Consider the following 25,917-nt stretch of genomic DNA (forward strand, 5'->3'; position numbering starts at 1 on the left):
AACATCGAGCGTGCTCTGCTCAACCTGTAACGGGAGCATCCCGCAATCATTCTCTTGCGTCATCATCCGGAAAAGACCTGGTTTTCCGAGGAGCCTGCCATGAGTACGATTATCGACCGGCGTAGTTCCGGAACCCGATCCACCAGTAATCAGGAGCGCCTCCAGAGAAGAGTGCGCGCCCGCCTGAAGAGCGCTGTGGAAAAAATGGCGCGCTCCGGCTCCATTGAAGATCTGGCAAATGCCGATCAACCCATTTCCATCCCTACCCGCGATTTGCACGAACCCAACTTCCGCCGGGATTTCAGCGATTCCTCCTGGGAAAGAGTCTTGCCTGGTAACAAGGAATATCAGCGTGGCGACGAAATCAACAAACCCGAAGGCGGTGGTGCCGGTCAGGGCCGTGAAGGTTCTCCCGATGGTCTGGGCGATGACGAAGTCGCCATCGTCCTGTCCGCCGACGAGTTTCTGGATTTGCTTTTTGATGGGCTGGCTTTGCCCAATTTACGCAAAACCGCGCAGGGCGATGTCCAGGCGGAACAATGGCGTCGCGCCGGATTTATCAAGGACGGCAGCCCCTCACGCATGCATGTCGGCCGCACCATGCGCGCTGCCCGGGCACGCCGTCTGGCTCTGCGGGCTGGCAAACGCCGCGAGCTTCAGGAGCTGGAAGAAGCCCGCAGCAAACTGCAGGAGGAAATCAGCACACGCATTGCCCGCAAGGAAGATGTTTCCCTGGAGCAGGAACGTCTGAAAATTCTGGACGAGCAGATTTCCATCCTGGCGCGCAAAATCAAGGCGATTCCTTTTATCGATGAAGCCGACCTGCGCTTTGCCCATATTGACCAGCAACCCCATCCCATCACCAATGCGGTCATGTTTTGTGTCATGGATGTTTCGGGCAGTATGGGAGAAAAGGAAAAAGATCTGGCCAAGCGTTTTTTCCTGCTGCTCTACCTTTTTCTGCATCGCCATTATCAGGCCGTACAAATTGTTTTCATCAAACATCACAGTACGGCAACAGAATGTACTGAACAGGCCTTTTTTGGTGCCCGAGAGGGTGGCGGCACCCTGGTTTCGCCGGCCATTATGCTCACTGAAGACATCATGACCAAACGTTTTCCGCCTGACCGCTGGAACGTCTACGTCGCGCAGGTTTCCGATGGTGACAACTATTTTGCCGATAATACGGTCGTGGCTGAACACCTGCATCAGCTTTTACCGCGCCTGCGCAATCTCTTTTACCTGGAGGTCAACCGCGAAAACGAAAGTGATCTTCTGCAACTTTATGATGGCATTGCGGAAGATTATCCCGAGCTGATCACCGCCAGAGCCAGCGCCCGGGAAGATATTTACCCCCTCTTCCGCACCCTGTTTTCCAGCGAGGAGATCCCCAGCCATGTCTAAGTTCCTGTTTACGGATAACGATTGGACTTTTCCTCGCCTGGATGCGGTCACGGAAGCGATTGCCGTCATAGCCGCAGAAGAACTCAATCTGGACACCTATCCCAATCAGTTGGAAGTCATCAGCGCCGAGCAGATGCTCGATGCCTACGCCTCCATCGGCTTGCCGGTCTATTACGCGCACTGGTCTTTTGGCAAACAGCGCGCCATTGAGTCGGGGCAGTATCGGCGCGGTGAAATGGGTCTGGCCTATGAGCTGGTCATCAACAGTGATCCCTGCATCAGTTATCTCATGGAAGAAAACACCATGACCATGCAGACTCTGGTCATTGCCCATGCCGCTTTTGGACATAACGCCTTTTTCAAAAACAATGCCTTTTTCCGGCAATGGACAGACGCCGAAGGGATTATCGATTATCTGGCTTTCGCCCAACGTTATATTGCCCAATGCGAAGAACGCTTCGGGATGGATGCGGTGACCGATGTCCTTGACGCTGCCCATGCCATCAGTCGCAACGGCATTGACCGGGCGCGCCGCCCGCGACAGCTTTCGGCGCGGGAAGAAGAACAGCGCTGGCAGGAACGCGAACGTTATCTGGAGCAGCAGGTTCTGGAAATATGGCGAACCCTGCCCCCTGCACACACTCCCAGCACCCATTCCCCGGACAATTTCCCCTCTGAACCACAAGAAAACCTGCTCTATTTCATTGAAAAAAATGCACCGCATCTGGAAGGCTGGAAACGGGAAATTTTGCGCATTGTCCGCAAAATCACCCAGTATCTTTACCCGCAGGGCCAGACCAAAATCATGAATGAGGGCTTTGCCTGCTTTGTCCACTATCACATCATGCACAGCCTCCACGCCAAAGGTTTACTGACGGATGGCACGCTGCTGGAATTTTACGCCAGCCATACGGCGGTAGTCATGCAGCCCGATTTTGATGACCGCCGTTATAGTGGTCTCAATCCCTATGCGCTGGGTTTTGCCATATTTCAGGACATCAAACGGATCTGCGTGGCGCCTACAGAGGAAGATCGGCGCTGGTTCAGTTTTGCCGGCGACCCGGACTGGCTGAAACACATTCACTTTGCCATGCGCGAATTTCGGGATGAGAGCTTTGTTCTGCAATACCTTTCTCCCAAGGTAATGCGGGATTTACATCTGTTCTCCCTGCACAATGCGGTAGATGAAGCGACCTACCGGGTCAGCGCCATCCATGATGATGCGGGCTACCAACACCTGCGCGAAGCACTCGCCCAGCAAATTGCCGACAGTAGCCGCCCTCCGGACATTCAGGTCATCTCTGTAGACCGCTGGGGAGATCGGCAGTTACGTCTGAAACAAATGGACCAGCAAGCCCTGGATCTTGAAGAAGCCCAAAAGACTCTGGGATATATACAGGAGCTTTGGGGTTATGACGTCCATCTGGATATTGAAGATCAGACCTTGACGGTGCCACAACCCCGACCGGATGACGAACCGTAGCGCATCATTTTGATGCAATGCGCACCATATTGGTGCGCATGACAACTTACTCCGTCGTTAAATTTAATAATCTATTTGTTTTTTAAATGTTTTTTTCATGGCATTGAATTTGCTAAACGCTTTCTGCAACTACACTGACAGGGAGCGTTACTTCAATGAAAAACAGCAAAAAAACATTAAGCAGTCGATATCACCCCATTTTCCTGGCGATGCTGGCTGTTTCGCCCTTCGCCATGGACAACGCCGAGGCAGACCCCCTGGCTCTGCCCAGCCCGCTGACCTTCAATGCCGGTCCTTTGGGTACCCTGAATGTTCAAGGTGTAGCCAGTGGCTATGGGGTATGGCAGGACAACAAGTTTCCCAGTTCCAGTAATCCGGGCAGCAAATCCGCCTCTGCCGATATCAGCAATGGTATGGTCATGATCTCCAAAAATTCCGGCCTCGTGCAATTTGCCGTCCAGGCCGGCGCCTATAACGTCATGACCCTTGGTGCCAATTATGCTTCTACCGGGACGTTTACCCAGGACACTTTTGGCGCTCTGCCCACGGGTTATATTGAAATTGCCCCGAATGATCATTTTAACGTCCAAATCGGCAAACTTTTCACCTTGATTGGTGCGGAATATACCTTCAGCTATCAGAACTGGAATATTGCGCGGGGCCTGCTCTGGGGCCAGGAAAATGCCGTCAATAAGGGTATCCAACTCAACTATAGTGCGGGACCCATTACCGCTGCCGTCTCCTGGAATGACGGATTCTACTCCAATCGTTTCAACTGGATGAGCGGCATGGTCAGCTGGGCGCTGGACAAGCAGAACACGCTCTTCGTCCAGGGTGGCGGGAATCTGGGCCATACGGATTACGCCTACTCCAGCATTGCCACCACGCCTTTGCAAAATAATGAGGCCATTGTTGATGCCGGATACACCTACAGCGGAGGTAATCTTGTCGTTACCCCGTATATGCAATACACCAGCGTTCCTGCCAGTGCCATCCAGGCCTTGGGTGCAGGCAGCAAAACCACCAGCACCCTGGGGGGCGCCATCCTCGCAAACTACAGCCTGACGGACAAAATTTCCCTGGCTGGTCGCGTCGAATATATCAGCAACTCGGGAAGCGCCACGGATGGATCGGCCAATCTGACAGGCTTTGGGGCAGGATCTCACGCCTGGTCTCTGACGGCCACACCCACCTATCAGGATGGCGGCTTTTTTGCCCGCGCTGAACTTTCTTATGTCAAGGCCAGCATGGCCAGCGGTACTGGTTTCGCGGGTACCTCCGGGCTCGCCAAAAGCCAGATCCGTGGCATGGTCGAGACCGGCTTTATGTTCTAACCCCTGGGGGGGGGATTACCCCCCAGGATGTTCCAACCCTGTGCAAGAGGTAACGTCATGAAATTGATTACTGCCATTGTTAAACCCTTCAAACTCGATGATGTCCGCGAGGCCTTATCGGCGGTGGGGATTCAGGGCCTGACCGTCACCGAAGTCAAAGGCTTCGGGCGCCAGAAAGGTCACACTGAACTCTACCGTGGTGCTGAATACGTCGTGGATTTTCTTCCCAAGGTCAAAATCGAAACGGTCATCAGTGATGATGCCGTCGATCAGGCCATCGAAGCCATCGAAAAAGGCGCCCGAACCGGAAAAATCGGTGACGGCAAAATCTTTGTTTCGGAAGTTCTGGATGCCATCCGTATCCGTACCGGTGAAACCGGTAACGACGCACTTTAAATTTAAACCGTCCTACAACCGCTCTTAAATTGTTAAAAGGGGGAATCACCTCATGTCAGTAGCTTGGCTGAATACGGGCGATAATGCGTGGCAGCTCACTGCCGCAACTATCGTCGGAATGCAAAGTGTTCCGGGGCTCGTGGTACTTTACGCGGGCATTGTCAAAAAGAAATGGGCTGTCAACTCTGCTTTCATGGCCTTTTATGCTTTTGCTGCGGTAATGATCGCCTGGCTCCTCTGGGGCTACAATATGGCCTTCGGCCACCAATGGTTCTCGTTTGTCGGTATTCCGGGGCCCATAGCCAGTATGAATGATGAACTCATGCAAACGGTCTTCCCGACCAGCGGCTCTACTGCGGCCATGCCGATGGCGACGATGGTGTATTTTCAGTTTGTCTTCGCTGCAATTACCTTGGTCATCATGGCGGGGGCCTTTTTGGGCCGCATGAGTTTCAAGGCCTGGATGATTTTTGTGCCCCTGTGGCTGACTTTCTCCTACACGGTTGGCGCCTTCAGTCTTTGGGGTGGCGGCTTCCTCTCAACGATGGGTGTTATCGACTATTCCGGTGGATACGTCATCCATTTGTCTGCAGGTATTGCCGGATTTGTCGGTGCGGCAGTGATTGGTCCCCGTCTTGCCCGGGATCGTGAAAACTTCCAGCCCAACAACGTGCTGTTGATGCTGGTTGGTGCCGGTATTCTCTGGCTCGGCTGGAACGGCTTTAACGGCGGCGATCCTTATGCTGCCAGCCGCGATGCCGGTGCTGCCGTCCTCAATACCAACGTAGCTACTGCCATGAGTGTGTTGACATGGACGGTCATGGATATTTTTTACTTCAAAAAACCAGCAGTAATTGGCGCCGTTCAAGGGATGATTACCGGACTGGTCGCAATTACCCCGGCCGCTGGTGTGGTAGACGGATATGGTGCTATTGCCATTGGCATCGCTTCCGGCATTATCCCCTGGATCAGTATGAATATTGTCGGTAAAACCGCACTGTTCCGTAAAGTGGATGACACCCTCGGCGTATTCCACACCCACGCTGTAGCCGGGGTACTGGGCGGCATTATGGTGGGCTTGCTCGCCACCAAGGAAGGCTGTAAAGCATACGGACTCAGCAACCCAGGAGGTGCCCTTACTGACGGTAACTGGCATCAGGTCTGGCTGCAGATTATTGGCGCAGCATTTATCATCGCCCTGAATATTGTCGTCACTTATATTCTTCTGAAGCTGATCAGTCTGATCGTACCGCTGCGCATGTCTGAAGAAGAACTGATGATTGGGGATGATGCCATTCATGGTGAAGAAGCCTATGCTTTCTATGGTGATGGTGAACGGCGTCCGGTGACGGGTGACTGAAGCTATCTGGTAAAACTTTAGGAATAAGTACTATACGGCGGGAAACCGCCGTTTTTTTGTGCTCATGCAAAAAAACAAAATTAGACTAATTAAATTAAGTGAGATTATCCAAATGAACAGCCTTAAAACGGACGCCATGAATCAGGAATCTATCATCAGTCGCCTGCAACATCTCACGCGGATTTACGATTTCGGCGCTTTCTTTGAAGAAACTGCAGCACTGGCTGCGGAACAATTGCAGGCCGAAGGGGCCGCCTTCATTGTTCGTGAAGGAAATAATTTACGTTATTTATTTTTTCATGGCTTGCCGTCCGCTTATGCGGATTTAGCCAGCCATGTTTTTCCCGATAATCAGGGCATCAGTGGCCGGGCCATTCAACTGGATCAGGCAGTATTTGTAGACAATTATCCTGCAGACTCCTCGGCCATGCCTGAATATATCGCTACCGGATTAAAAGCCAGTCTGGTCATCCCGGTGCATGGTCCCGAAGGAACCAATGGCATTCTTGCCATTTCCTGGTTTACCGCCAATATTCCAGTAGTCAACGAAGCGCAGTTGCAGCTCGCCCAACTGCTTGCCGACACGCTTGGCGCGGCCTGGTACCGCATGGGCATGGAGCTGCACCTGGAGCATATTGCCACTCGGGATGCGCTCACGGGCGTCCCCAACCGCTATCAACTGGAGGAAAGACTCCAAACCGCTTGTGCCCGTGCACAACGTTACCAGCGCACTTTGGCCCTGGTCCTGCTGGATATTGACGGCTTCAAGGAAGTTAATGACAACCTGGGGCACCAGGCTGGAGACCGGCTCTTGCGCGAAATCGTGACGCGTCTTCAAGACGTATTGCGCGCCAGTGACACTATTGTTCGCCTGGCCGGGGATGAATTTCTATTACTCCTCGAAAATCTGCATAGTCGTCGGGATCTGGAAGATATTTTACAACGCGTGCTGATTGCCCTGAATATTCGTATGGGTGTTGATCACCAGCAAATCCGCATCACTGCCAGTGCCGGAGTCACTACTTATCCACATGATGAAGTTCCCGTCCTGGAGCTTATTCATCACGCCGATCAGGCGGTCTACCGAGCCAAGAGCCAGGGAGGCAACTGCTGGGTTTATTATGATCATGACGATGACGAACGCCGCCGCAGCGCACAACGCTTGCGCGGCGAGCTGGAGCGCGCATTAAAACAGAAAGAGTTTGTTTTATACTGGCAACCCATCATCGACTTGCATACGGGTCAGTGTGTCGCTGCAGAAGCACTGATTCGTTGGCAGCATCCCGAAAGGGGCCTGCTACTGCCCGCCAGTTTCATGGATATTGCCGAAAACTCTCCGGCCATGCAGCGGATTGGTGCCTGGGTCACTCAGGAAGCTTGCCGACAGGGAAATCAATGGGCAGAACACGGTTGCCTGCTCGACATTCAAATCAACCTGTCCGCCCGCCAGATTGAGAATCATCGACTCTGCGAAGAACTGCGCGCGAATCTGAACATATGCCCGGCACTACTTCCAGAACGGGTCTGCCTGGAACTCGTCGAAAGAATTGCCTTACGGGACATCGGCAAAACCTCTCGATTAATTCAGGACTGCCAGAGCCTGGGGGTGAGATTTGCACTAGACGACTTCGGGACTGGTCCTGCGGCCCTGCAATATCTGCTTGAACTTGGATGTAACCAGATCAAGATTGACCATACTTTTGTTATTCCCATGACACGCAGCCAGCGTCATCAGGATATGGTCCGCGCCATGATACAAATGGCGCATGCCTTGGGTGTTTCCGTGACCGCCGAGGGGATTGAAGATGAAATCACCCTGCAACTTTTGCAGACCAGCGGAGCGGATCGTGGTCAGGGTTACCACATTGCCCGACCAATGCCTGCACAGGAAATGGTCGCTTATATACAAAAGTAGAATAACGGACTATAAAAATTCAGCTTTGCAGGCTGGCTGCTAACACCATTTCATCCAGCAGCATACGTAAAAGTGCAAAAACCTCGTCAGGGTCTTGCGCATCCGTCGTCGTCAGGCGCAAGCGAAGATCACCATGTCGCAAGTAGGGCGGCATTTTAAGAATGTCTCGCTCATCCAAAGACAGCTTATTAAGGGCTACGACGACAACGGCCCGATTCAGATAAGGCAGGATCTTGTCCAGATAGAGGTGAATTGCAGCGATGGGATTAGGACGTTTGGCGTCCACCAGGACAACCAGCCCGTCGGTATTTTTGCCTAGAATTTCCCACATAAACTGAAACCGTTCCTGCCCGGGAATGGCGTATATATGCAAGCGATAATCAGTTTTTGGGCAGGTAATCACCCCATAATCCATAGCCACCGTGGTAGTTTTTTTCTTTTCCGAAGGCAGCGCATCTGAGTACTTGGCATCCGTACTCAGCATGTTTTCACCGAAAATGGATTGTAAGGCGGTCGTTTTACCAGAACCAACATGCCCCGCAATAATAACCTTTTTTTCTATGGGAGCGTCATTCATAAATTCATGATTCCATTCGCGACATCAATCAGTTAAAACTAATTTTTTTGCAATATACTACAAGCATAATCATTCGTATAGCCTACCAAGGCCTGGCGTTAATCAGCGCCTTAGTGGCAACCTTGCTTTTTACCTGCTTTATCTCGGTAAATTTGTCCGTTAACCGCATATTATGGCTTGCTAATAGCCTGCCCTACATAACGCCCCATCCAGTGTTCTATTTGCTGAACTTCCTGAAGATGTCCATAGAGGCCAATGCGTACTGAAAATTTGGTCACTGCAGCACCCTTGGAAGTGAGATTGATAAGAACAGCATTACCCTCAGAATCATAGCCATGGACTTCCACGGTGGTCGGGCTGATTTGTTTAGCTCCGGTAAATTGCATGCCTGCCTGGGGCAAAGCCTTTTCTGCAGCCGCCGTGACCACCGCCAGTGAAGCCGGATAATACGTATAATAAGGCACCGGATTGACTTGCGGGGCCCAACTGGCCGTACAACCGCTCAGCCCCAGAGCCAAGACCACAGACACCGTCGCAAGGCGTGACGAAAAAGACATAAAATTCCTCCAAAAACAGCAGACATTAATCAGAATGATCGTTTGATGTACAATATACCCGAAATTTCCGGGGAACAATGCTCTATCTGCCATGCCTCGCTTTTCACCACACTTCTGCTGTAGGCACTTGGCTACAGTGGCATAACCCTGTAATTTTGTCCCATAATGCTGGCTTGGCCTATTATGATTAAACGCTTAGAGGAGCTGAACACTCATGAAAACTGCTAAATGGTTGATAGCTGCTGCTTTCCCGTTGATACTGGCGGGCTGTGCAAATAATCCTTATGCCAGCAATGGTACGACGGCCAATACAGCCGGTGGTTCCCTGCTCGGCGCCGTAGCTGGCGCGGTCATTGGCAACCAGACCGGTTCACCACTGGCGGGTGCTGCAATCGGTGCAGGTCTGGGGGGATTGGCAGGATATGGTCTTTCCAATCAGCAGCAGCAAGCCCCTGCCCCGCAACCCGGCTATTACGCAGCACCCCAGGGCAGTGTCCCCTGTCCGGCCGGTTATGTGTGCAATCCAACGGCACCACAGTATCAACAGCCTCCGGCCTGTCCAGCGGGTTACACCTGCACACCACGCTAGACTTATGTCTGTAGCACCGATGAATAATCCGTCCGCAATGCCCGCCATCGAACATATCGGCGGGCATCTTGAGGGTGGAAAAACCCTCGACAAGTACCCTCTCGCCCTGCCGGGCATCATTCTCAGTTCGGGCGAGGGCAGCATTCGCAGTTATCAGTTTCATCCGCAGGAAGAAGGCGTTCCTGTCACGCCACTCATTTGCCAAAGCATGGAGCCGCTACCGAGCGGAACCGATGCAGATTTGCTGGTCCGGCAGGGACACATTGTGGCGGTACGTCTGGCTAATGCCAATATTGCCTTGCATCCGGAAATTTTGCGGAAATCGGCCATTCGCGAAGTATTGCAGCGCGAATGGCTACTTTCGGTATTTCTTTTTGGTCCAGTTGCCGGAGTGTTTCTGGTCAACCTGATTTTTGGGATGCCCACATTTTTATGGTGGACAGCGTTGGGGGTCCTGATATTTTCCTGTCTAATCATGGGAATTCTGATCAGAAACGATTTACGTAAATTGCAAAACTGGGTGGACGAATTACATAAGCTGGCCAAAGAGCAGGGCACTTAGTTTCCGCCGCCCTCCGACCAGATTTCCGCCTGTGCTGTGGTAATATCCGGCGCCCGCAGACGGCACACCGATTTGCCGCACCATTCCGGACCAATATCCAGTTGTTCCAACGCATGCTCCATGGTTACCCGGAATACCGGGGCCGCCTCGACACCCCCGAAATTCCAGAATTTATCGCTGTCGCGCAGAGTTACCGCCATCACCAGTTGCGGATCACGTCCCGGGGCAAAGCCCACAAAAGTCGCGTTGGTGCGATGATGAAAAAAACCATCCTTGCCGTTGGCTAAATCTGCCGTACCGGTTTTGCCTGCTACTGCATAACCGGGAATCGCAGCAAGAATACCAGTGCCATTGGGCTCTGCCACACTGCGTAACCAGCGTCGCAAGTCGTTGGCTACCCAAAAAGGCATGACCCGACGTTTGACTAACGGCTCCCCTTTTACCAGAACGGGACGAATATGATAGCCCCCGTTGGCGATGGCCGCATAAGCATCTGCCAATTGCAGGGTAGTCACAGATATTCCATAACCAATGGAAATTGTCGCGTGACGTGCTTTTCCCCAACCTTCCCAGGCGGGCAAAACGCCTGAAGTCGTCCCTGGTAAAGCGACTTGGGGAACATCGCCAAAACCCACCGCCCGATACATGGCATATATATCTCGACGCGGCGTCTTCAGGGCTATTTTGGCGGTGCCAATACAACTGGAATACTTGAGAATGTGCTCAATATTCAAAATGTGATGGGTAACGTCATCGGTAATCGGATACCCCCCCACCCAGAGGGGATGAGACACGTTGAAACGGGCCGTTGGGCGCACACTATGCGTAGCCAGTGCGGCGGCAATGGCAAAAGGTTTAATGACCGATCCCGGCTCAAAAGCCTGATGGACGGCGTTATCCACATAATCCATGGGATTGCTGCAACTCCCGATATTATTGGGATTGCAACTGGGAACACTGGCCATCGCGAGCACCTGTCCGGTACGAACATCCATGACTACCGCCGAACCGTTACTTGCCCCGAAATGACGCTGGGCAGCCAGCAAAGTCATATAGGCCCAATACTGGATTTGTGGATTGATGGTGAGCTGCAGGGCATGTCCGGCGCGAGGAAGGCGCAAAATTTTATCGACATGGACAATCTGTCCGTGACCATCTTCCAGAACCTTTTCTTTGCCGGGGTAAGCCGCCAACCACTGATTGTAGCCCAGCTCCAGTCCGGTCCCTCCCTGATGCTGGAGGTCGACCATACCTAACAGGGGGGCAGTGACGGCACCCAGCGGATAATAACTGCGGCTGGTGTTTTGCACATAAATACCCGGAACCTGCAGTGCATCCAGCTTTTTTCCCAATGCGGGGGGAATCTGCCGGAGAATATAGGCATAATCTGCCCCACCCCCGGCAACCCTTTCGGCAAAACTGGCAGGACTCAGATGTAATACCTGAGCAATGGCGCCCCAATGATTTTGATGTTTATCCAGAATGGCCGGGTCAGCCCAGATGGTGACGGCTTTGACATTGACCGCTAACGGCTCACCATTTCGGGCGGTGATTACGCCACGCTCACTGGGCAGCGGTAAGGTCCGCAAATAACGCATGCGCCCCTGAGATCTTAAGGTTTGGTGCTCCAATAGCTGCAAACGCAAATCCCGGGCAAGTACGGCTGCAAAACCGAGCAGAAGAATAATAATCAACCAGCGCGCCCGACCCGAGGGTAATATTTTAACGGAAGTCTCAGCCATGACTGGGGCACTGTCTGCTGGTAAAAGTATTCATAGTGAACTCTGATGGAGTTTTAACATGAATCAGACGGCGGTACCGATAAAAAGTTCCGGGAATACGGCAGGATTTGAAATACTGTTCTATATGAACATGAGAAAAGCTTGGCAACCCAATGCCAAACTTGAACTTTCTGAAGACTCTGCCCTAGAATGGCGGAAACGACACTATTGAGGTCATGCATTTTCATGCGCTTGAAACAGGCATTCCCGTTTTTCCGATTGGGGACTTTTACCCTAGCTGTTGCGGCCCTGGCTGGCTGTGCCAGCATGCCCGGCCAGATGCATGCTTCTTCAGGCAACGGCTATGGATCCGCCTTGGCCAGTTCCGCCTATTCAACCGGGCAGTCCTGTTACGCTCCGTCTCCTGACCTGAATGCTGCCTATAATCAGCCTTATGAAATTGACGGACAGTGGTATCACCCGATGCACAACGCTTCGGGATTTTCTGAAAACGGTGTCGCCTCTTGGTATGATCGTCAATCTTCCAGCGACACAACCGCCATGGGCACGGCCTTCCATGCCCGGCAACTGTCCGCCGCGAGTCGCACCTTACCCCTGCCTTCCTGCGTGCGGGTGACCAATCTTGAAAATGGTCGCAGCATCGTGGTACTGGTAGATGATCGAGGACCCTTCGTAGACAGTCGTATTATGGATTTGTCGGCGGGTGCCGCCAATGCTCTGGGAATGCTCAATCAGGGGACTTCCCGGGTACATATCCAGGTAGTCCCCAGCGCTCTCAGTCCCAATGTCCCGACCCCGCAGATTGTCCAGGTCGCACAAAGGCCAACGCCGCAAGCTCCAGTACTACAATCTGTAGCGCCAGAACGGGTGATTCCTCAGGCTGCTCCCCAGGCTATACCCTTGCCCGCTTACACGCCTCCCGCAAATGCCCGGAAAAATCTGACGGCAGTCGTCAATCAAGCTTTCGCCAGCAACAACCCGGCAGTCCAGACAGTGCCCACGCAGGTAGCACCGCCAATGCCAGCGCAGTCTGCGCCACAGCCCTCTGCGCCGCCGACGGCCCATGTTCTGCGCAGCTGGCACAGAAGCCCGCAAGTCGAGCAGGTATATCTGGAAACGGCCCAGGCGATGGGTATGCAAAGTGCACTACGTGAGCGCAGCAAACTTCAGGACTTTGGCATCAGCACCGCCAAGCTGGTCCGCGCAGCATCCAGCAGCCCAGCCGGTCTTTACAAAATCAAAATCGGACCCATGGCACCGACAGCTGCTCCCGAAGATTACGCATCCAGCCTGGAGCGCTTGCGGCTAGGCACTTTTGTGGTCAGCGAACAGGCGGGTTAGAGGCGTCAGCCCGTACCCGGTTCAGGGGCGGCAAGCGGCGCTCCCCCAGAATAGCCCAAACGATCAGTACCACCCAGGCAATGCCGGACCAGCCCAGGACGATATTGAGGACCAACACCCAGAGGAAATGCTCATGATGACGAGCAGCGGCAATTACGCTCGGCACGAAGTAAATCAGCAAACCGAGAACCGCCGCCAGTAACCAGACCACAAAATGAATAAACAAGGCGGCGATGCCCAGACCAATCAGCGCCAGCAGCACAATGCCGATACCCAGAAATGCGCTCATGCTTCTGCTCCTTCCGTTTTCGCGGCAAACAATTTGTTGATAATGATGTCTCCCTGCATTTCCTCGCCACTTAAGGTCATGGCCAGCAGTTCTCCGCCCAGCACATCGGGCGAAATAATCAGATCTGCACCAATCTGACGTAACCGTTCAAGATTTTTGGCATCCTGAACAGCCGCAACGGTTTTTCCGGGAGCATTCAATTCCTTGGCGGCCAGAATGATAAAAGCATTTTCACTATCAATCACCCGCAGGGCCAGAATACCCAGGGCACACTCAGCACCCGCCCGCCGCAAAACCTCCAGATCTGTCGCATCACCCACCATTAAATCTTCATTGGCCATCCATTGGTTTTCAGGGGGAGCAGGGACCAGAACCAGCGTCCGTAAATGGCGGGCGCGCAACGCCCGATAGGTATTTTGAGCAAGCATATTGTCGCCAATAATCAAATAATGATTACGATAATGGCGTTTCTCACCACCCATAAGCAGGCGCTGCATCCGACCATTAAGTAACGGCACAATCACTGCAGATATAGAGGTGGCAAAAACCGTAATACCCAGAATGATGATGGAAATTACAAAAAAGCGGGCATCAGTACTTTTGGGAACAATATCGCCATAACCCACTGTCGACATGGTGACCACGGCAAAATACAGGGCACTGATCAGATTGGTAATGGGTGGCGAAAAACCGGCGCCCAGCACATAACTACCCAATACCGCATAACTCATCAACAACAAGATGGAGATGACCGCGAAAAGCGTACCTGCCGCCACACTGGAGTGTGCAAAATGTCGGCGGAACAATAGCAAAGCAATGAGAATAACGGCATTGAAAATAGTGAATCCGCTCCACTCCAGTCCGTAATGGTGGAGCAGCATAGCCAACATGGCCCCTGCCAATACCAGCGTAATCGCCCAGGAAAAACGTGAGCGGAACAGCAAACCAAAAGCCATTAACAAGAGGACGATGCCGAGTACGGCTTCGGGCACGGTGCCAAGCGCTGAAAGCAAAGGAGCCTGAGTCAGACTGGTAGAAGGTGCTAATTCAGCAAGCTCCGGGAAAATGCGCAGCAGATCGGGGAGTGCATTGAGAATAGCGAGAGCACCCAGCAAACCTACGGCTAATGCCATGGGAATATGGGGAAACCAGTGATCCAGATATAAAACCGCACGCGCCTTGGCCGCAAATCGAAATAACCTCTGGCGCAAAGACAGGCGCATTACATCAGGAATTCGAATCATGGCAGTTCCTCAGGCTCTATTCTTACTTATTCAGTTAATGGCGTTGCAGCAACACTAACCCTACAGACATAATCAACGCAATAAAAAGCCCGACATAAGGCCTTTAACTAGTGAACGAATAGATGAGGCGTTGAACCGGCTTTGCACACAGGGTGACGCAAAGCCGCAAATAATGCTTGATCAGGCACTGTGCTCGTTTTCATCTGGATCGGCTGGACCAAAAGTAGTCCGCATACCCGCATACATGGCAACAACCCACAAAGCGCCCAGAACAATAAAAGTAGCATAAAACATGATAGTGATTCCTTCTTGGATAAGCTGGTAGTCAAGTATATCAGTAGACCGTAATCATCGGGAACAGTTCAAAGAGATCAACCAAAGGCCTGGGCGGGGTTCACGACAATATTGGTGAAATCCCGCAATTTCATTTTGGGACGCAAGTCACTCAAAATAGCCGCCTTGGCTACCGGCAGCGCCTGCCAGGCATTGTTCCCACCGTCTTCCACCACTGCTGCCACCGCAATTTGCGGATGATGGAGCGGCGCCCAACCGATGAAAAGTGAGTCATCATTATAAATCGTGCGGCCCTCGTGATAACCGATGGGCACTTCGGCTGTTCCGGTTTTACCGGCCATGGACAAACCCGGTGTTGCCATACTTTTGCAGGTTCCCCGGGTTACACAGGCTGCCATCCCCTTGCGCACGGCCCGTAGAGCAAAGGCAGGAATATGCAGATTCTTGGCGGGCGGTATCGCTAAAGGCTGCCGCACTCCGGTTTCCGGATTAATGAGTGCGCTCACCACATGCAAAGAGGGTAAATATCCGCCATTGGCGATGGCTGACACGGCACGCACCAATTGCAGTGGCGTCACCAGCAAGTAGCCTTGTCCAATACCCAGAATCACCGAATCACCGGTGTACCAGGGCTGATGAAAATGCGCTTCTTTCCAACGTGGCGTCGGCACAAAACCGTTGGCGCTACCGGGAGTATCAATGGGCGCAGGGTGACCAAAGCCAAAACGCCAGAGAGCCGCATCCTGACGCTGAATACCCATTTTGATAGCCAGCTTATAAAAAAATACGTCTACCGACCAGGCCAGCGCCTTGGTCAAACCGGTTTCACCGAAGCCCGAGCGATACCAGTCCCAGTAAACATGACCACCCAGACGGATATAACCGGGGCAGTAGGTGTGGAAATGGGGCGAAATAACATGATCCTGCAGCGCCTCAATGGAATAAAAGGGCTTGATGCAGGAGCCAGGAGGATAAAGCCCTTGCGCTACCCGATTCAACAGGGGGCGCCCCTTGTCCTGCAGCAGACTCTGCCAGTGGACCTCGCTGATGCCATTTACAAACCAGTTGGCATTGAAGCTGGGATTACTGTAGCTGGCGATCACTGCACCATTATTGGGATTAACGGCCACCAGCGCACCACGAAAATGATTGCGGCGCATTACCCTTGCGACGGCACGCTGCACCCGCAGGCGCAAACTGGTCAGGAGATTATCACCCGGCGTCGGCGCAATATTCCGCAAATTGGCCACAGGTACGCCCAAAGCATTTACATCCTTGATCTGATATCCGAATTTTCCACGCAATTCACGTTCAAACGCATACTCCAGACCGTTTTCTCCAATAAACCGGCGATAAATGTATTTTTGCGGATCAAAACCTTTCAGATTTCGGGCACTGACCGGTCCGACATAACCGACTACCGAGGTAAACAGGGTTTTGTAGGGATAATAGCGGTGCCACTGTGCGGCCACTTGCACCCCTGGAAACTGCATATCGCGCACCGAAAATGCAGCTATTTGTTGGGCATTCATGCGGTGCAGAAGAATTCTGGGGATATAAGGTGGTTTGTCATCCAGGGTCCGCAGTAAATGCGCAATATTTTTTTTCGGAACAGGAAGCAGTTGATCAATGTGCTTCAGGGTCGCATGCAGATGTTCTGTTTCGTCCGGAATAATTTCCAGCACATAACGCGGATGATTGGCAGCTAAAATCTGGCCATGACTGGCAAGAATCAGTCCTCGCGCCGGAGCAACCGGGACAATGGCCGTATGATTGGCCTGAGCCATTTGCCGGAAGCGTTGATAATGCAGCACCTCCAGATCGACCAGACGCCAGACCAGATACACAAACGCCAGCAGCAGCAAGGTAATAGCCAAAGCCAAACGACCCCGGAAGCGACCGGCTCTTACGGCGTTCGGACTCATAAAAACCTGCCTGTAATAACCATGAAATGAGGGAACAACAACGGCGTAAAGGCCTCTGCTAACAAAGTTTATGGCTATGCTGAGAGGTCATGATAGCGGGTAAAGTTCCCCAAGCCTCACACATTACTGTTGAGCTGCCGGGAACTTCCCGCGAAAAGCAGACGTCTTAAGACGCGTGTACAGCACCGTGACCATGACTTGAAGATGCCGCTAATGACCCGTAATCATTCCTGTAGTTGTTCGTTGGAACTCAGCTCTGTTCCATGCTGATGACTGACGTCCTGGAAATACTGCTTATTTTGGCAGGCATCGCCCTCTTCACTTATCCAGCCAGCATTCTGGTGGAGAAGATATTGCGTCATTGGGACAAAAATCATCCTGAAAAAAATTAGGAGCCTACGTTTATGCCTTTACGTTCATTCAGTTTTCAGCCACGACAGATACTTGTCGCCGTAATAGCCGCAACGGCGGGTTTTGGACTCGGTGCGGCAGGATGGGCTTTTGCTGCAGATAGTCAGACTAGCTCACCCGCCACAATGGCTAAACCTGCCCCGGCAACAACAAACACCATGCCGCAAAAACTGGTGGATCTTCCCGATTTCACACCCATTGTCAATAAATATGGGAATGCCATCGTTAAAATTGATGACTCCGACACTAAAATCGTTCGGGGAGGGGCAGGAAATGCTACCGATCCGTTCCCCAGAAACTCGCCTTTCTACCAGTTCTTCCAAGGCTTTTCCGGAGCCAACCCGCCCCAGAAAGAAAAAATGGAGGCCCTCGGCTCAGGATTTATTATTTCCCACAATGGTTATATTGTGACGGCAGGGCATGTGGTGCGAGGTATGCATCATATTATTGTGACATTGACCAACCATCATGCTTACCCGGCCAAGGTGGTGGGTTTATCCGTTCGCTATGATACGGCGCTGCTGAAAATCAATGCCCACAACCTGCCCACGGTAGAACTGGGCAATTCCCGTAACCTTAAAGTAGGCCAGTGGTTGCTGGCGATTGGCATGCCTTTTGGCTTTTACAATACGGTCACCCAGGGTGTAGTCAGTGCCTTGAATCGCCCGCTGCCCCATGATGATGAATATATTCCTTTCATTCAGAGTGATGTGCCCATCAACCCCGGCAACTCGGGTGGGCCTATTTTCAACATGGAAGGCCAGGTCGTCGGTATTAATGATCAGATATATACCAACGATGGTGGCTACATGGGTCTTTCCTTCAGCATTCCCATCAATACGGCGATGCGTGCAGTACATGCTTTCGAAGAACACAAAAAGCTTCGCTTTGGCTGGCTTGGAGTGGACGTTCAGGAAGTGAATCCGCAAATGGCCAAGGCCCTCCATCTGAAAGAACCGGTCGGGGCACTGGTTGCCTCGGTCAGCCCCCATGAAGCAGCCGCCAGGGCAGGCCTGAAGCCGGGTGACGTTATTGTGACCTACAACCACGAGGCCGTTTATAGCGTCGGACAACTGCCCCCCCTCGTCGGTGACACCCCTCCGGGAACCACGGTACCCATGGGTATTTTGCATAACGGTAAACCGGAAACCCTGCAGGTTACCATTGGCACCATGCCCGCCAAAATGCGCCATGTTGAAGCCGAAAAAACGGCAGATATCCGCCGTCTCGGGCTGCGCGTCACCACCCTCGGTCAGGCCGCACAAAAGCGTCTGGGCATTCATCACGGAGTGGAAATTGAAAGCATTTATCCCGGCCCCGCCGCGCAAATGGGATTGACCGATGGGATGGTCATTCAGCAAATTGACCAGCAGGAAGTGAACAGCCCGGAACAACTGCAGCAAATTGTCCGGAAATTGCCGGCTCACACCCCGATTCCATTGCTGGTTCGCCAGGGTCATCAAAGCCTCTACGTGGTGATCACACTCCCTGCACACTAAAAATTAACCATCGTATAAGGAAGTCGCATGCGCCACAAAAAGTACCTGCAGCACAAATCCCGTTTCATTTTGCTTGCTGCCTTCGCCACCCTGATGACGGGTGGCACCGCCTTTGCGGGTACCAACCTGTTGATGCCCCCCCCACCACCCATACCAGATGCCAAAAGCTATGTGCTGATGGATTTCCAAACAGGCCAGATTATTGCGGAAAAAGATGCCAACCTGCAGTTACCCCCCGCCAGCCTGACCAAATTGATGACGGCTTATCTGACTTACGGCGCTCTGGCCAACGGAACCCTGCACTGGCATCAGCGCATTCATGTCAGCCGGGTAGCCTGGCACACGGGCGGGTCGAGCATGTTCATTCAGCCCAACCTCCCCGTTACCGTTGATCAACTGATGCACGGACTGATTATTGACTCCGGCAACGACGCGGCGGTGGCACTGGCCCAGGCCGTGGCAGGCAGTCGCGCCAGTTTTGTAGATGAAATGAATGCCACGGCGACCAAACTGGGCTTACCCGGTGCACATTATGGTGACGTGGATGGGCTTCCGACCCCGGATCTGCATCTTTCCGCCCTGGATATTGCGATGATTTCCCGGGACCTGATTGCCAAATACCCCCAGGTCATCAACATTTCCAAAATAAAATATTATCGCTACAACAACATCAAGCAACGCAGCTGGAATCCGGCCCTTTTCGGACATCCCGACATTGACGGCCTGAAAACCGGACACACCAACGCTGCCGGACACTGCATGGATACCACTGCAGTACGCAATGGCCGTCGCCTGATTGCCGTAGTCATGGGCGCTCCCAACTGGCCCAGCGGGGTCAACGATGTCGTAGCCCTGCTGGATTATGGTTACCGCTTCACCACCGATCACACCGTGACCAAAGCCGGAAGCATGGTGGGCACCTACAGTGACACCAGCCTCGACCCCGACAAACTCCCCGTCACCGTCGCCCGAAGCCTGAACGTCATGATTCCCACCGGTGCTGAAAAAGATCTGAAAACCCAGGTGACTTACCAGAAAATTGGCAGCATGGGTATTGCCAAAGGCCAGAAGCTTGGTGAGATGACCGTGTCATTGAACGGCAAAGTCCTGGGAAAAACCGATCTGGTTGCGGCCGATGCCGCCAAACCGGCAGGCACCTTTGGCAGTTTGTGGAACCGCGTCAAACAATCCTTATAGAACAAACCAGGAGCCTTCCATGCAATGGCCTATTCGTCGTATCGCCCTGCTCATGGCACTAAGCGCCCTACCACTGAGCGCCAGCGCCCTCACCGTCAACATCAGCAAGGCCGTCAGCAGTTCGGCGCCCGTGGCGGTTCCATCTTTTGGTTCCGGACCAGCAGGTCAGCCGGATATTGCCAGCATTGTGCGCTACGACTTGCAACACAGTGGCTATTTTTCGGTCATCAACCCCGCGCTTTATCCGGACGACCCGCATTCCGCCGCCACCATCAACGTCGCCCAATGGGAAAAAACCGGGGCATTGGCCATGGTAGTCGGTAAAGTGCATCCAACCAGCAGCGGCTATGTGGTCGATGCAGATGCCGTCAGTCTGATCACCCACAAAATGTTGGCCGGACGGCGCTACGTCAGTGATGCAGAAGGCTATCACATGGTCGGTCAGGAAGTAGCCGATCTGCTTTATCAGCAGATCACCGGTGAACCAGGTCCTTTTGCCAGCCATATTGCCTATGTGAATCAGCAGGGAAGCCACTACGATCTGGACGTTGCCCAGTCCGATGGCTGGAATCCGCACAGCATTTTACGGGGTAAAATTCCGATTATTTCTCCGGCATGGTCCCCCCGGGGTCGACAACTGGCCTATGTGACCTACCGGCATCGGCACTCGGTGATCTACATTCAGAATCTCGCCAGTGGTCAGCGTCATCAGGTTCCCGATCAGGGCACGGCGCTCAGCGCCCCGGCCTTTTCGCCCAATGGTCAGTATCTGGCCTTCGCCAAGGTCTGGGAGCGCGGCCGCACCGAATTGGTGCGGGAAAATCTGCAAACTGGTCATGAACAGGTACTGACCCGCACCGGAACCGTCAACACCAGCCCCAGCTGGTCACCCGGTGGCCATCATCTGGTTTTTGTGTCCAACCGTCAGGGCAGCGCCCAGATTTATCAGATGCGGACGAATGGCAGCCACATTCAGCGCCTGAGCTATTCCGGAGGCTACAATGTCTCGCCCTCTTACGCCCCGGATGGTCGTTGGATTGCTTTTGTGCATGCCTATCGTGGCGTGCTTTCCCTGGCGGAAATGCGGCCCGATGGCAGTGGCGTGCAGATGCTGTATGACGGTGGCAACTGCGAGCATCCCAGCTTTGCCCGTGATGGTCGCATGATTGTTTTTGCCACCCATCGTGGTGGTCAGAAGGTATTGGGTGAAGTAGCCATCAACGGCAAAGGCCTGCATTTTTTATCTATTGCCGGGCAGACTAATGAACCGGCCTGGGCTCCGCGCTGAGCACCTGCGGCACAGTTGCGGGTCGAGAGGCCAATGGTAAATGGCAGTAATCACGCACTGCGCCGCTTCGTAATGCTGCGGATTGATCAGCACGTTCAGAGTCCCGGACGGCAGCACACGGGACCCGCGTAGCAGCGCAGGCTGACTGCCAGCAAACCAACAAACTTTCGGATCTCGAAAAGTCCCTGTACCTGCAGCAGAAAGCGCGGCAGAGGAATTTTTGATGAAGTACTTGACCGATGTCTTGGGTATCGTTATATATGATCGTATATATTCAAAAAGGAGAACACCCACAATGAAACCACGCAACACCGCTGTTTACCTCATCGCTGCCACTACCCTGATGACCCTGCCGGTCATCGCCAGTGCTCAGGACTTTCGCGTCGCCTATGCCGGCTCCATGGGTGCCGTCATGGATTTGCACCTGGGGCCGGCCTTTGCCAAAGCGCACAAGGTCAATTATCAAGGAGAAGGACAAGGAGCCTATGGTCTGGCACATCTCATCGCCGGACACAAACTGCGCACCGATGTGTTTGTCTCCATCACTCCCGGACCCATTGAAGTCCTCATGAAAGCCGGTCTGGTCAAGGAAGCCTATCCCGTAGCCAGCACCGCCATGTGCATTGCCTATAGTCCCAACAGCCCCTATGCCAAGGATTTTGAAAAGGCGGCTGCGGGTAAAATGCCCTGGTACAAGGTGCTGCAAATGCCGGGCGTGCGTTTTGGCCGTACCGACCCCAAAACCGACCCGCAGGGACAGAACATTGTTTTCACCTTCATGCTGGCAGAAAAGTATTATCACCAGCCGGATCTGGTCAAAAACATTCTCGGCCCGGTCGAGAACCAGCAGCAGATTTTCACCGAAGCCTCCCTGCTGGCGCGACTCAAAAGTGGTCAGATGGCGGCTTCTTCGGGTTACTTAAGCGCCGTAAAATCCCTGCATCTGCCCTACATTACCCTGCCCGATCAAATCAATCTCAGCGATCCGGCCATGTCCAAGGACTGGTACAGCAAGGTCCATTTCACCCTGAATGTGGATGGCAAAACCAAAACCGTCCACACCCAGCCGCTGGTGTTTTATGCGGCAGTGCCTAGCGACGCACCTGATCCCAAACTGGGCATGGCGTTCATCCATTTCATGACCAGCCCCCAGGGTCAGGCCATGTTCAAGGAAACCGGATACAGCGAACCCAAAGGCCCCGTCCTGAAGTAAGTTTTTTCTGCGCCTGTTCGTTTCCTGATGCGGGCCGGACATAGTTCATATCCGGCTTGCTGCATTACGAACACTTTCCCCATGGGTTGAATATCTGCTCACGTCATCATTTTCAAGGCTATTGAGCGCCATTCGCTATATATCAAAAAACCTATCGCATTTAACCATCGCTATATTTGGAGTTCTTTCATGAAAAAAATGCTCGTAACGGCCATGACTGCCGCCAGCATACTGAGCTGCGTCCATGCTCAGAGTGAAACCCTGGACCAGTTTTTTGCAAAAAGCAAAATCGACGGACAAATTCGCTCTTACTACTTCAGCCGTCTGTACGGCACAGCGGATACGCCCAACGCCTATGCTTACTCTCTGGCAGGACGCATCAATGTTTTAACCGCTCCTTTTTTATCGGGATTCCGGGTAGGAGTCAGTTTTTATACGGCCAACGCCATGGGTACCCTCGCCAGCAATCCTGACCGGGTCGATAAGACCCTGATGGGCGATAGTCCCTCCGTCAACGCGCTTGGACAAGCCTACCTGGAATATCAGGATCACTGGATCACCGCCAAGGTCGGCAATCAACTGGTCGATACTCCCTGGCTGAATCGGGTAGGTGGCCGCGTCATTCCCGTCACCTATCAGGGTGTTACCCTGGAGGCTCATCCCGTCAGTGGGCTGACCCTGAGCGCCCTGCGGATTTTCCGCTGGAAGGACCGTACTACTGACCAGTTCTACCGGGACAATCTCTATTACCCTGGCCACTATGATGGTGACTCTCTCTATGGTGGACCCAACGTCCTGCCCGCCGACACTCCGGCCAGCAACGGGGTACTTGCCTTTGGTGCCGGATACCACTGGCTCACAGCCAAAACTGATGCCTGGTTTTATCAGTTTGATCAATTTGCCAACATGTTCTACTGGAGCGGCCACTACGCCCTGCCGACTTCCTTCGTCATCAAACCCTTTGTAGGCGCCCAGTTCACCCGGGAATGGGGTGCCGGAGAAGCCTTTGCCAGCACTGGAACCACTCTGTTTGGTCAATCGGGGCAAGGGGTCAACAGTACCAACTGGGGGATCAAAACCGGCGTCAGCTTTCCCCACGGAAGCTTATGGTGGGCCTATGATGCTACCGAATTACACGCTCACGCCCTCGGTGGTGGAGCCATTATTTCCCCCTACACCGTCGGCTATACGGCGGACCCACTGTATGTGGACAGCATGATTCAGGGTCTGGTGGGTGTTGGCCCCGGACATGGCTGGCGGGTCCGCGCCGCTTACTGGGTTTTGCCCAAAGAGGTACAACTCACCGCCGGCTATTCGCAGTTCACCACTTACTTTTCCGGCAACAGCAACTGGACCCACTTCAACGTCAGCTATTTTCCGCAGGGCATGTTCAAAGGACTGTGCTTGCGGGATCAGGTGGAAGTCGGCAATGGCGGCGTGCAGGGCTTATTCCCCGGCTCCCCTCAGCACTCCTTCGTTTATAATCGGGTGATGTTTACCTATAAATTTTAACGGCGGTATAGTCACCGCTTGGGAATGGTCAAGGCAATAGCAGTGATTAAAACACTCGCCATTGCCGAGAATCCGTGGCAGCAGTTGCAGGGTAATCGGACAGCGACACGCCCTGCTCTGCGTTACGGTGGATCGCCTGGAAAAGTCGCTTCAGGGTTTTTCGATACTGACTTCACTGGCTTTGATAGCAGCGAAAACTTCGTCACCCTCTTTGAGTTTAAGACGGAGGAGGTCGCCTTACCACCGCAAATCAATACCACATCACTTTGCTTAAACGCCCTTAAAAGGCGTACTGCAACATCAAACGATCATCAATAAAGGTTCCGTGATAGTTCGCATAGGGATTGCTATGATCTACAGCCAGACGGTTACGCAGAGATAATCCCTTCCAGAATCCTCCCGGGGTATAGGTCACATCCAGATAGTTGGCGTCTACGTTCGGCAGGTAGGGATGCGTACAATACATGCTGTAGGAATACTTGATCCGCAATTGCCGTAGGGGATGGATCAAAAAGCCAAACTTCCAGGCATGTCCCGCCGCAGAAGATGAGACCAGCCCATAATCCATGATGCTGGTGTACAGTGGATCGGCACTGTACTGTTGGGTATAGGGAGAAACAAATCCGCCGTTATACAAAGTCCGGCCACCCATGGAAAACGGACTGCGACCGGGAATATCATCATAAGCCGCAAAAACCTGGCCCAAAGGCGTTTGCAGACCTACCATGCCACCAAATACGGTCGCGTTGACGGGACCCGCGTATTGCGCGCCGTCCGCCCATTCCCGCGCATACTGAAAGTCGGCGAAGGGCTTCAAGCCATAGGGCAAGCAGGACACTCCATAATGGACAGTACCGTAAAACAGATTCGCCAAATCATAAAACTTGTAGAACCAGGCGCTGGATTTCAAGCCCTGCCAATGCGCCTTCATCCCGAAAGCCAGTGTGCCATCCATATGATCCGGCATATCGGGATAAATGGGATTTTGATTCAGCAGGGTTTCTCGGTAGTAATTTTCCTGTATCCGGTTTTTGAAACGAAACTCGCGAATCCCGATCAGTTGCACGTTGTGAATGGGGTTGGCCTGCACGGTGACTGCCTGGAAGGTGCTTGGAATCATGAAAGCATCCGACGGATTCATCCAGGGGGTATGCAGCAACATATCGCCGGCTTTCACTTTCAGCCAGCGATCCTGATACTGCAAATAGGCTTGTCCGAGCACATTCAGACTGTCTTTTTCCCCCATCAAGAGCGCATCCAGATGGGTATAACCGGGAGCATTCAGATCGTTGGCGCCCAGACTGTTGGCCGTATAAAAAGCCACACCGGCACTGAGACCATAGAGCGGGGCCGTTTGCACTTTCAACATGCCGCCCAGTGAATAGGCATACTTATTGGGTAATGTGCTACCGCCATAAAGCTGATTGACGTAGTAGGAACGGATATTCCCGGTGACCTTGCTGGCTTCCAGAAACTGTTGAATTGTCTGGTAATGCTCCGCATGGGGCATAGTATCAGCCTGGGCCACTAGAGGTCCCATCAGTAAAGCGCCTACAGCAGCAGCGATCATTGGATATTTCATGATTGATATCTCCTTTTATTTCGACAAAGTTCTGAATGATTTTTTCAGATCCTTCTAATCCCTCATTTCAAGGTCGTTTCCCGTAAGACACATGTAATTTGTGCAGTGTTCAACTGCAATAATCCCGCTGCCTCAGAAATACAGACGTCGTTTCACATGCAAACAAATTGGAACGGCTGGCATAACTCACTGATCTCTCACCT

At 52.9% G+C, this 25,917-nt stretch carries 23 protein-coding genes and 1 pseudogene; 15 read left to right on the forward strand and 9 right to left on the reverse strand.

The window, feature by feature from the left end; all coding sequences use genetic code 11:
* Window positions 1–99: 99 nt before the first annotated feature.
* The 6 genes from H7F08_RS05710 (at window position 100) to H7F08_RS05735 (ending at window position 7,892) form a co-directional block, all read left to right on the forward strand.
* Window positions 100–1,404 (forward strand): YeaH/YhbH family protein, encoded by a 1,305-nt coding sequence (locus H7F08_RS05710; RefSeq protein ID WP_031571633.1) that lies wholly within the window; start codon window positions 100–102, stop codon window positions 1,402–1,404.
* Window positions 1,397–2,887 (forward strand): SpoVR family protein, encoded by a 1,491-nt coding sequence (locus H7F08_RS05715; protein WP_193640062.1) that lies wholly within the window; start codon window positions 1,397–1,399, stop codon window positions 2,885–2,887. Before H7F08_RS05710 ends, H7F08_RS05715 begins: the two co-directional genes overlap by 8 nt.
* A gap of 155 nt (window positions 2,888–3,042) precedes the next feature.
* A complete protein-coding gene (locus H7F08_RS05720) occupies window positions 3,043–4,221 on the forward strand; it encodes an outer membrane beta-barrel protein (RefSeq protein WP_010639280.1) in 1,179 nt (392 codons plus the stop codon).
* A gap of 57 nt (window positions 4,222–4,278) precedes the next feature.
* Window positions 4,279–4,617: a P-II family nitrogen regulator gene (gene glnK / locus H7F08_RS05725; protein ID WP_010639279.1), complete on the forward strand. Its 339-nt coding sequence runs from the start codon at window positions 4,279–4,281 to the stop codon at window positions 4,615–4,617.
* 52 nt (window positions 4,618–4,669) lie between these two features.
* Complete coding sequence (locus H7F08_RS05730) at window positions 4,670–5,977, forward strand: ammonium transporter (RefSeq protein WP_065974529.1); 1,308 nt, start codon at window positions 4,670–4,672, stop codon at window positions 5,975–5,977.
* Between the two features lie 112 nt (window positions 5,978–6,089).
* The gene (locus H7F08_RS05735; protein ID WP_193640063.1) at window positions 6,090–7,892 is read left to right on the forward strand and encodes a putative bifunctional diguanylate cyclase/phosphodiesterase; all 1,803 of its coding nucleotides are present in this window, start codon (window positions 6,090–6,092) and stop codon (window positions 7,890–7,892) included.
* Window positions 7,893–7,911: 19 nt separating this feature from the next.
* Here the strand turns inward: H7F08_RS05735 and H7F08_RS05740 are convergent, their stop codons facing one another.
* Complete coding sequence (locus H7F08_RS05740) at window positions 7,912–8,469, reverse strand: GTP-binding protein (RefSeq protein WP_193640064.1); 558 nt, start codon at window positions 8,467–8,469, stop codon at window positions 7,912–7,914.
* A gap of 170 nt (window positions 8,470–8,639) precedes the next feature.
* The gene (locus H7F08_RS05745; RefSeq protein WP_193640065.1) at window positions 8,640–9,026 is read right to left on the reverse strand and encodes a DUF3568 family protein; all 387 of its coding nucleotides are present in this window, start codon (window positions 9,024–9,026) and stop codon (window positions 8,640–8,642) included.
* 214 nt (window positions 9,027–9,240) lie between these two features.
* On the opposite strand from H7F08_RS05745, the gene H7F08_RS05750 reads away from it, so the two are divergent.
* Window positions 9,241–9,615, forward strand: a complete 375-nt coding sequence (locus H7F08_RS05750; RefSeq protein ID WP_193640066.1) for a glycine zipper domain-containing protein — start codon at window positions 9,241–9,243, stop codon at window positions 9,613–9,615.
* 4 nt (window positions 9,616–9,619) lie between these two features.
* Window positions 9,620–10,177 (forward strand): hypothetical protein, encoded by a 558-nt coding sequence (locus tag H7F08_RS05755; protein ID WP_193640067.1) that lies wholly within the window; start codon window positions 9,620–9,622, stop codon window positions 10,175–10,177.
* Here H7F08_RS05755 and H7F08_RS05760 read toward each other — a convergent pair.
* On the reverse strand, window positions 10,174–11,919 hold the full coding sequence (locus H7F08_RS05760) for a peptidoglycan D,D-transpeptidase FtsI family protein (protein ID WP_010639267.1): 1,746 nt from the start codon (window positions 11,917–11,919) through the stop codon (window positions 10,174–10,176). The two genes, H7F08_RS05755 and H7F08_RS05760, sit on opposite strands and share 4 nt — an antisense overlap.
* 58 nt (window positions 11,920–11,977) lie before the next feature.
* On the opposite strand from H7F08_RS05760, the gene H7F08_RS05765 reads away from it, so the two are divergent.
* On the forward strand, window positions 11,978–12,130 hold the full coding sequence (locus tag H7F08_RS05765) for a hypothetical protein (protein WP_155270571.1): 153 nt from the start codon (window positions 11,978–11,980) through the stop codon (window positions 12,128–12,130).
* Between the two features lie 14 nt (window positions 12,131–12,144).
* A complete protein-coding gene (locus H7F08_RS05770) occupies window positions 12,145–13,260 on the forward strand; it encodes a septal ring lytic transglycosylase RlpA family protein (RefSeq protein ID WP_193640068.1) in 1,116 nt (371 codons plus the stop codon).
* Here the strand turns inward: H7F08_RS05770 and H7F08_RS05775 are convergent.
* From H7F08_RS05775 to H7F08_RS05790, 4 genes are all read right to left on the reverse strand, one after another.
* Complete coding sequence (locus H7F08_RS05775; protein WP_024893103.1) at window positions 13,241–13,549, reverse strand: superinfection immunity protein; 309 nt, start codon at window positions 13,547–13,549, stop codon at window positions 13,241–13,243. The genes H7F08_RS05770 and H7F08_RS05775 overlap by 20 nt on opposite strands.
* Window positions 13,546–14,793: a voltage-gated potassium channel protein gene (gene kch, locus H7F08_RS05780; protein WP_010639263.1), complete on the reverse strand. Its 1,248-nt coding sequence runs from the start codon at window positions 14,791–14,793 to the stop codon at window positions 13,546–13,548. The genes H7F08_RS05775 and kch overlap by 4 nt, the downstream gene beginning before the upstream one ends.
* A gap of 371 nt (window positions 14,794–15,164) precedes the next feature.
* Window positions 15,165–17,012: a penicillin-binding protein 2 gene (mrdA, locus tag H7F08_RS05785; RefSeq protein ID WP_193640069.1), complete on the reverse strand. Its 1,848-nt coding sequence runs from the start codon at window positions 17,010–17,012 to the stop codon at window positions 15,165–15,167.
* Between the two features lie 224 nt (window positions 17,013–17,236).
* Window positions 17,237–17,374 carry a hypothetical protein gene (locus H7F08_RS05790; protein ID WP_193640070.1) on the reverse strand — a complete coding sequence of 46 codons (138 nt, stop codon included), beginning with the start codon at window positions 17,372–17,374 and terminating at the stop codon, window positions 17,237–17,239.
* A gap of 42 nt (window positions 17,375–17,416) precedes the next feature.
* Here H7F08_RS05790 and H7F08_RS05795 point away from each other — a divergent pair, with 42 nt between their 5' ends.
* From H7F08_RS05795 to H7F08_RS05815, 5 genes are all read left to right on the forward strand, one after another.
* Window positions 17,417–18,922: a Do family serine endopeptidase gene (locus H7F08_RS05795; RefSeq protein ID WP_031576023.1), complete on the forward strand. Its 1,506-nt coding sequence runs from the start codon at window positions 17,417–17,419 to the stop codon at window positions 18,920–18,922.
* 27 nt (window positions 18,923–18,949) lie between these two features.
* Entirely contained in the window at window positions 18,950–20,119 is a 1,170-nt protein-coding gene (locus tag H7F08_RS05800) for a D-alanyl-D-alanine carboxypeptidase family protein (protein WP_081577634.1), read from the forward strand.
* Between the two features lie 19 nt (window positions 20,120–20,138).
* A complete protein-coding gene (gene tolB, locus H7F08_RS05805) occupies window positions 20,139–21,407 on the forward strand; it encodes a Tol-Pal system beta propeller repeat protein TolB (protein WP_193640071.1) in 1,269 nt (422 codons plus the stop codon).
* 295 nt (window positions 21,408–21,702) lie between these two features.
* Window positions 21,703–22,620, forward strand: a complete 918-nt coding sequence (locus H7F08_RS05810) for an extracellular solute-binding protein (RefSeq protein ID WP_075323371.1) — start codon at window positions 21,703–21,705, stop codon at window positions 22,618–22,620.
* 189 nt (window positions 22,621–22,809) lie between these two features.
* Complete coding sequence (locus tag H7F08_RS05815; protein WP_193640072.1) at window positions 22,810–24,132, forward strand: OprD family outer membrane porin; 1,323 nt, start codon at window positions 22,810–22,812, stop codon at window positions 24,130–24,132.
* Window positions 24,133–24,282: 150 nt separating this feature from the next.
* Here H7F08_RS05815 and H7F08_RS15660 read toward each other — a convergent pair.
* Together H7F08_RS15660 and H7F08_RS05825 are read right to left on the reverse strand one after the other, a co-directional pair.
* Window positions 24,283–24,330, reverse strand: a pseudogene (locus H7F08_RS15660) (hypothetical protein); the annotation flags it as partial.
* 82 nt (window positions 24,331–24,412) lie between these two features.
* Window positions 24,413–25,714, reverse strand: coding sequence for an OprD family outer membrane porin (locus tag H7F08_RS05825; RefSeq protein WP_193640074.1), 1,302 nt, complete (start codon window positions 25,712–25,714; stop codon window positions 24,413–24,415).
* Window positions 25,715–25,917 lie beyond the last annotated feature (203 nt).

Source organism: Acidithiobacillus sp. HP-11, assembly GCF_015100075.1.
Taxonomy (GTDB): domain Bacteria; phylum Pseudomonadota; class Gammaproteobacteria; order Acidithiobacillales; family Acidithiobacillaceae; genus Acidithiobacillus; species Acidithiobacillus thiooxidans.

Excerpts from the sequence above, each read along its gene's own strand:
- H7F08_RS05810 (WP_075323371.1), top strand. The coding sequence starts at position 21,703 with ATGAAACCACGCAACACCGCTGTTTACCTCATCGCTGCCACTACCCTG.
- H7F08_RS05710 (WP_031571633.1), top strand. The coding sequence starts at position 100 with ATGAGTACGATTATCGACCGGCGTAGTTCCGGAACCCGATCCACCAGT.
- H7F08_RS05720 (WP_010639280.1), top strand. The coding sequence starts at position 3,043 with ATGAAAAACAGCAAAAAAACATTAAGCAGTCGATATCACCCCATTTTC.
- H7F08_RS05755 (WP_193640067.1), top strand. The coding sequence starts at position 9,620 with ATGTCTGTAGCACCGATGAATAATCCGTCCGCAATGCCCGCCATCGAA.
- H7F08_RS05715 (WP_193640062.1), top strand. The coding sequence starts at position 1,397 with ATGTCTAAGTTCCTGTTTACGGATAACGATTGGACTTTTCCTCGCCTG.
- mrdA (WP_193640069.1), bottom strand. The coding sequence starts at position 17,012 with ATGAGTCCGAACGCCGTAAGAGCCGGTCGCTTCCGGGGTCGTTTGGCT.
- H7F08_RS05750 (WP_193640066.1), top strand. The coding sequence starts at position 9,241 with ATGAAAACTGCTAAATGGTTGATAGCTGCTGCTTTCCCGTTGATACTG.
- H7F08_RS05795 (WP_031576023.1), top strand. The coding sequence starts at position 17,417 with ATGCCTTTACGTTCATTCAGTTTTCAGCCACGACAGATACTTGTCGCC.
- H7F08_RS05745 (WP_193640065.1), bottom strand. The coding sequence starts at position 9,026 with ATGTCTTTTTCGTCACGCCTTGCGACGGTGTCTGTGGTCTTGGCTCTG.
- H7F08_RS05775 (WP_024893103.1), bottom strand. The coding sequence starts at position 13,549 with ATGAGCGCATTTCTGGGTATCGGCATTGTGCTGCTGGCGCTGATTGGT.
- H7F08_RS05765 (WP_155270571.1), top strand. The coding sequence starts at position 11,978 with ATGAATCAGACGGCGGTACCGATAAAAAGTTCCGGGAATACGGCAGGA.
- H7F08_RS05735 (WP_193640063.1), top strand. The coding sequence starts at position 6,090 with ATGAACAGCCTTAAAACGGACGCCATGAATCAGGAATCTATCATCAGT.
- H7F08_RS05770 (WP_193640068.1), top strand. The coding sequence starts at position 12,145 with ATGCGCTTGAAACAGGCATTCCCGTTTTTCCGATTGGGGACTTTTACC.
- H7F08_RS05825 (WP_193640074.1), bottom strand. The coding sequence starts at position 25,714 with ATGAAATATCCAATGATCGCTGCTGCTGTAGGCGCTTTACTGATGGGA.
- glnK (WP_010639279.1), top strand. The coding sequence starts at position 4,279 with ATGAAATTGATTACTGCCATTGTTAAACCCTTCAAACTCGATGATGTC.
- H7F08_RS05760 (WP_010639267.1), bottom strand. The coding sequence starts at position 11,919 with ATGGCTGAGACTTCCGTTAAAATATTACCCTCGGGTCGGGCGCGCTGG.
- H7F08_RS05740 (WP_193640064.1), bottom strand. The coding sequence starts at position 8,469 with ATGAATGACGCTCCCATAGAAAAAAAGGTTATTATTGCGGGGCATGTT.
- H7F08_RS05800 (WP_081577634.1), top strand. The coding sequence starts at position 18,950 with ATGCGCCACAAAAAGTACCTGCAGCACAAATCCCGTTTCATTTTGCTT.
- tolB (WP_193640071.1), top strand. The coding sequence starts at position 20,139 with ATGCAATGGCCTATTCGTCGTATCGCCCTGCTCATGGCACTAAGCGCC.
- H7F08_RS05790 (WP_193640070.1), bottom strand. The coding sequence starts at position 17,374 with ATGACGCAATATCTTCTCCACCAGAATGCTGGCTGGATAAGTGAAGAG.
- H7F08_RS05730 (WP_065974529.1), top strand. The coding sequence starts at position 4,670 with ATGTCAGTAGCTTGGCTGAATACGGGCGATAATGCGTGGCAGCTCACT.
- kch (WP_010639263.1), bottom strand. The coding sequence starts at position 14,793 with ATGATTCGAATTCCTGATGTAATGCGCCTGTCTTTGCGCCAGAGGTTA.
- H7F08_RS05815 (WP_193640072.1), top strand. The coding sequence starts at position 22,810 with ATGAAAAAAATGCTCGTAACGGCCATGACTGCCGCCAGCATACTGAGC.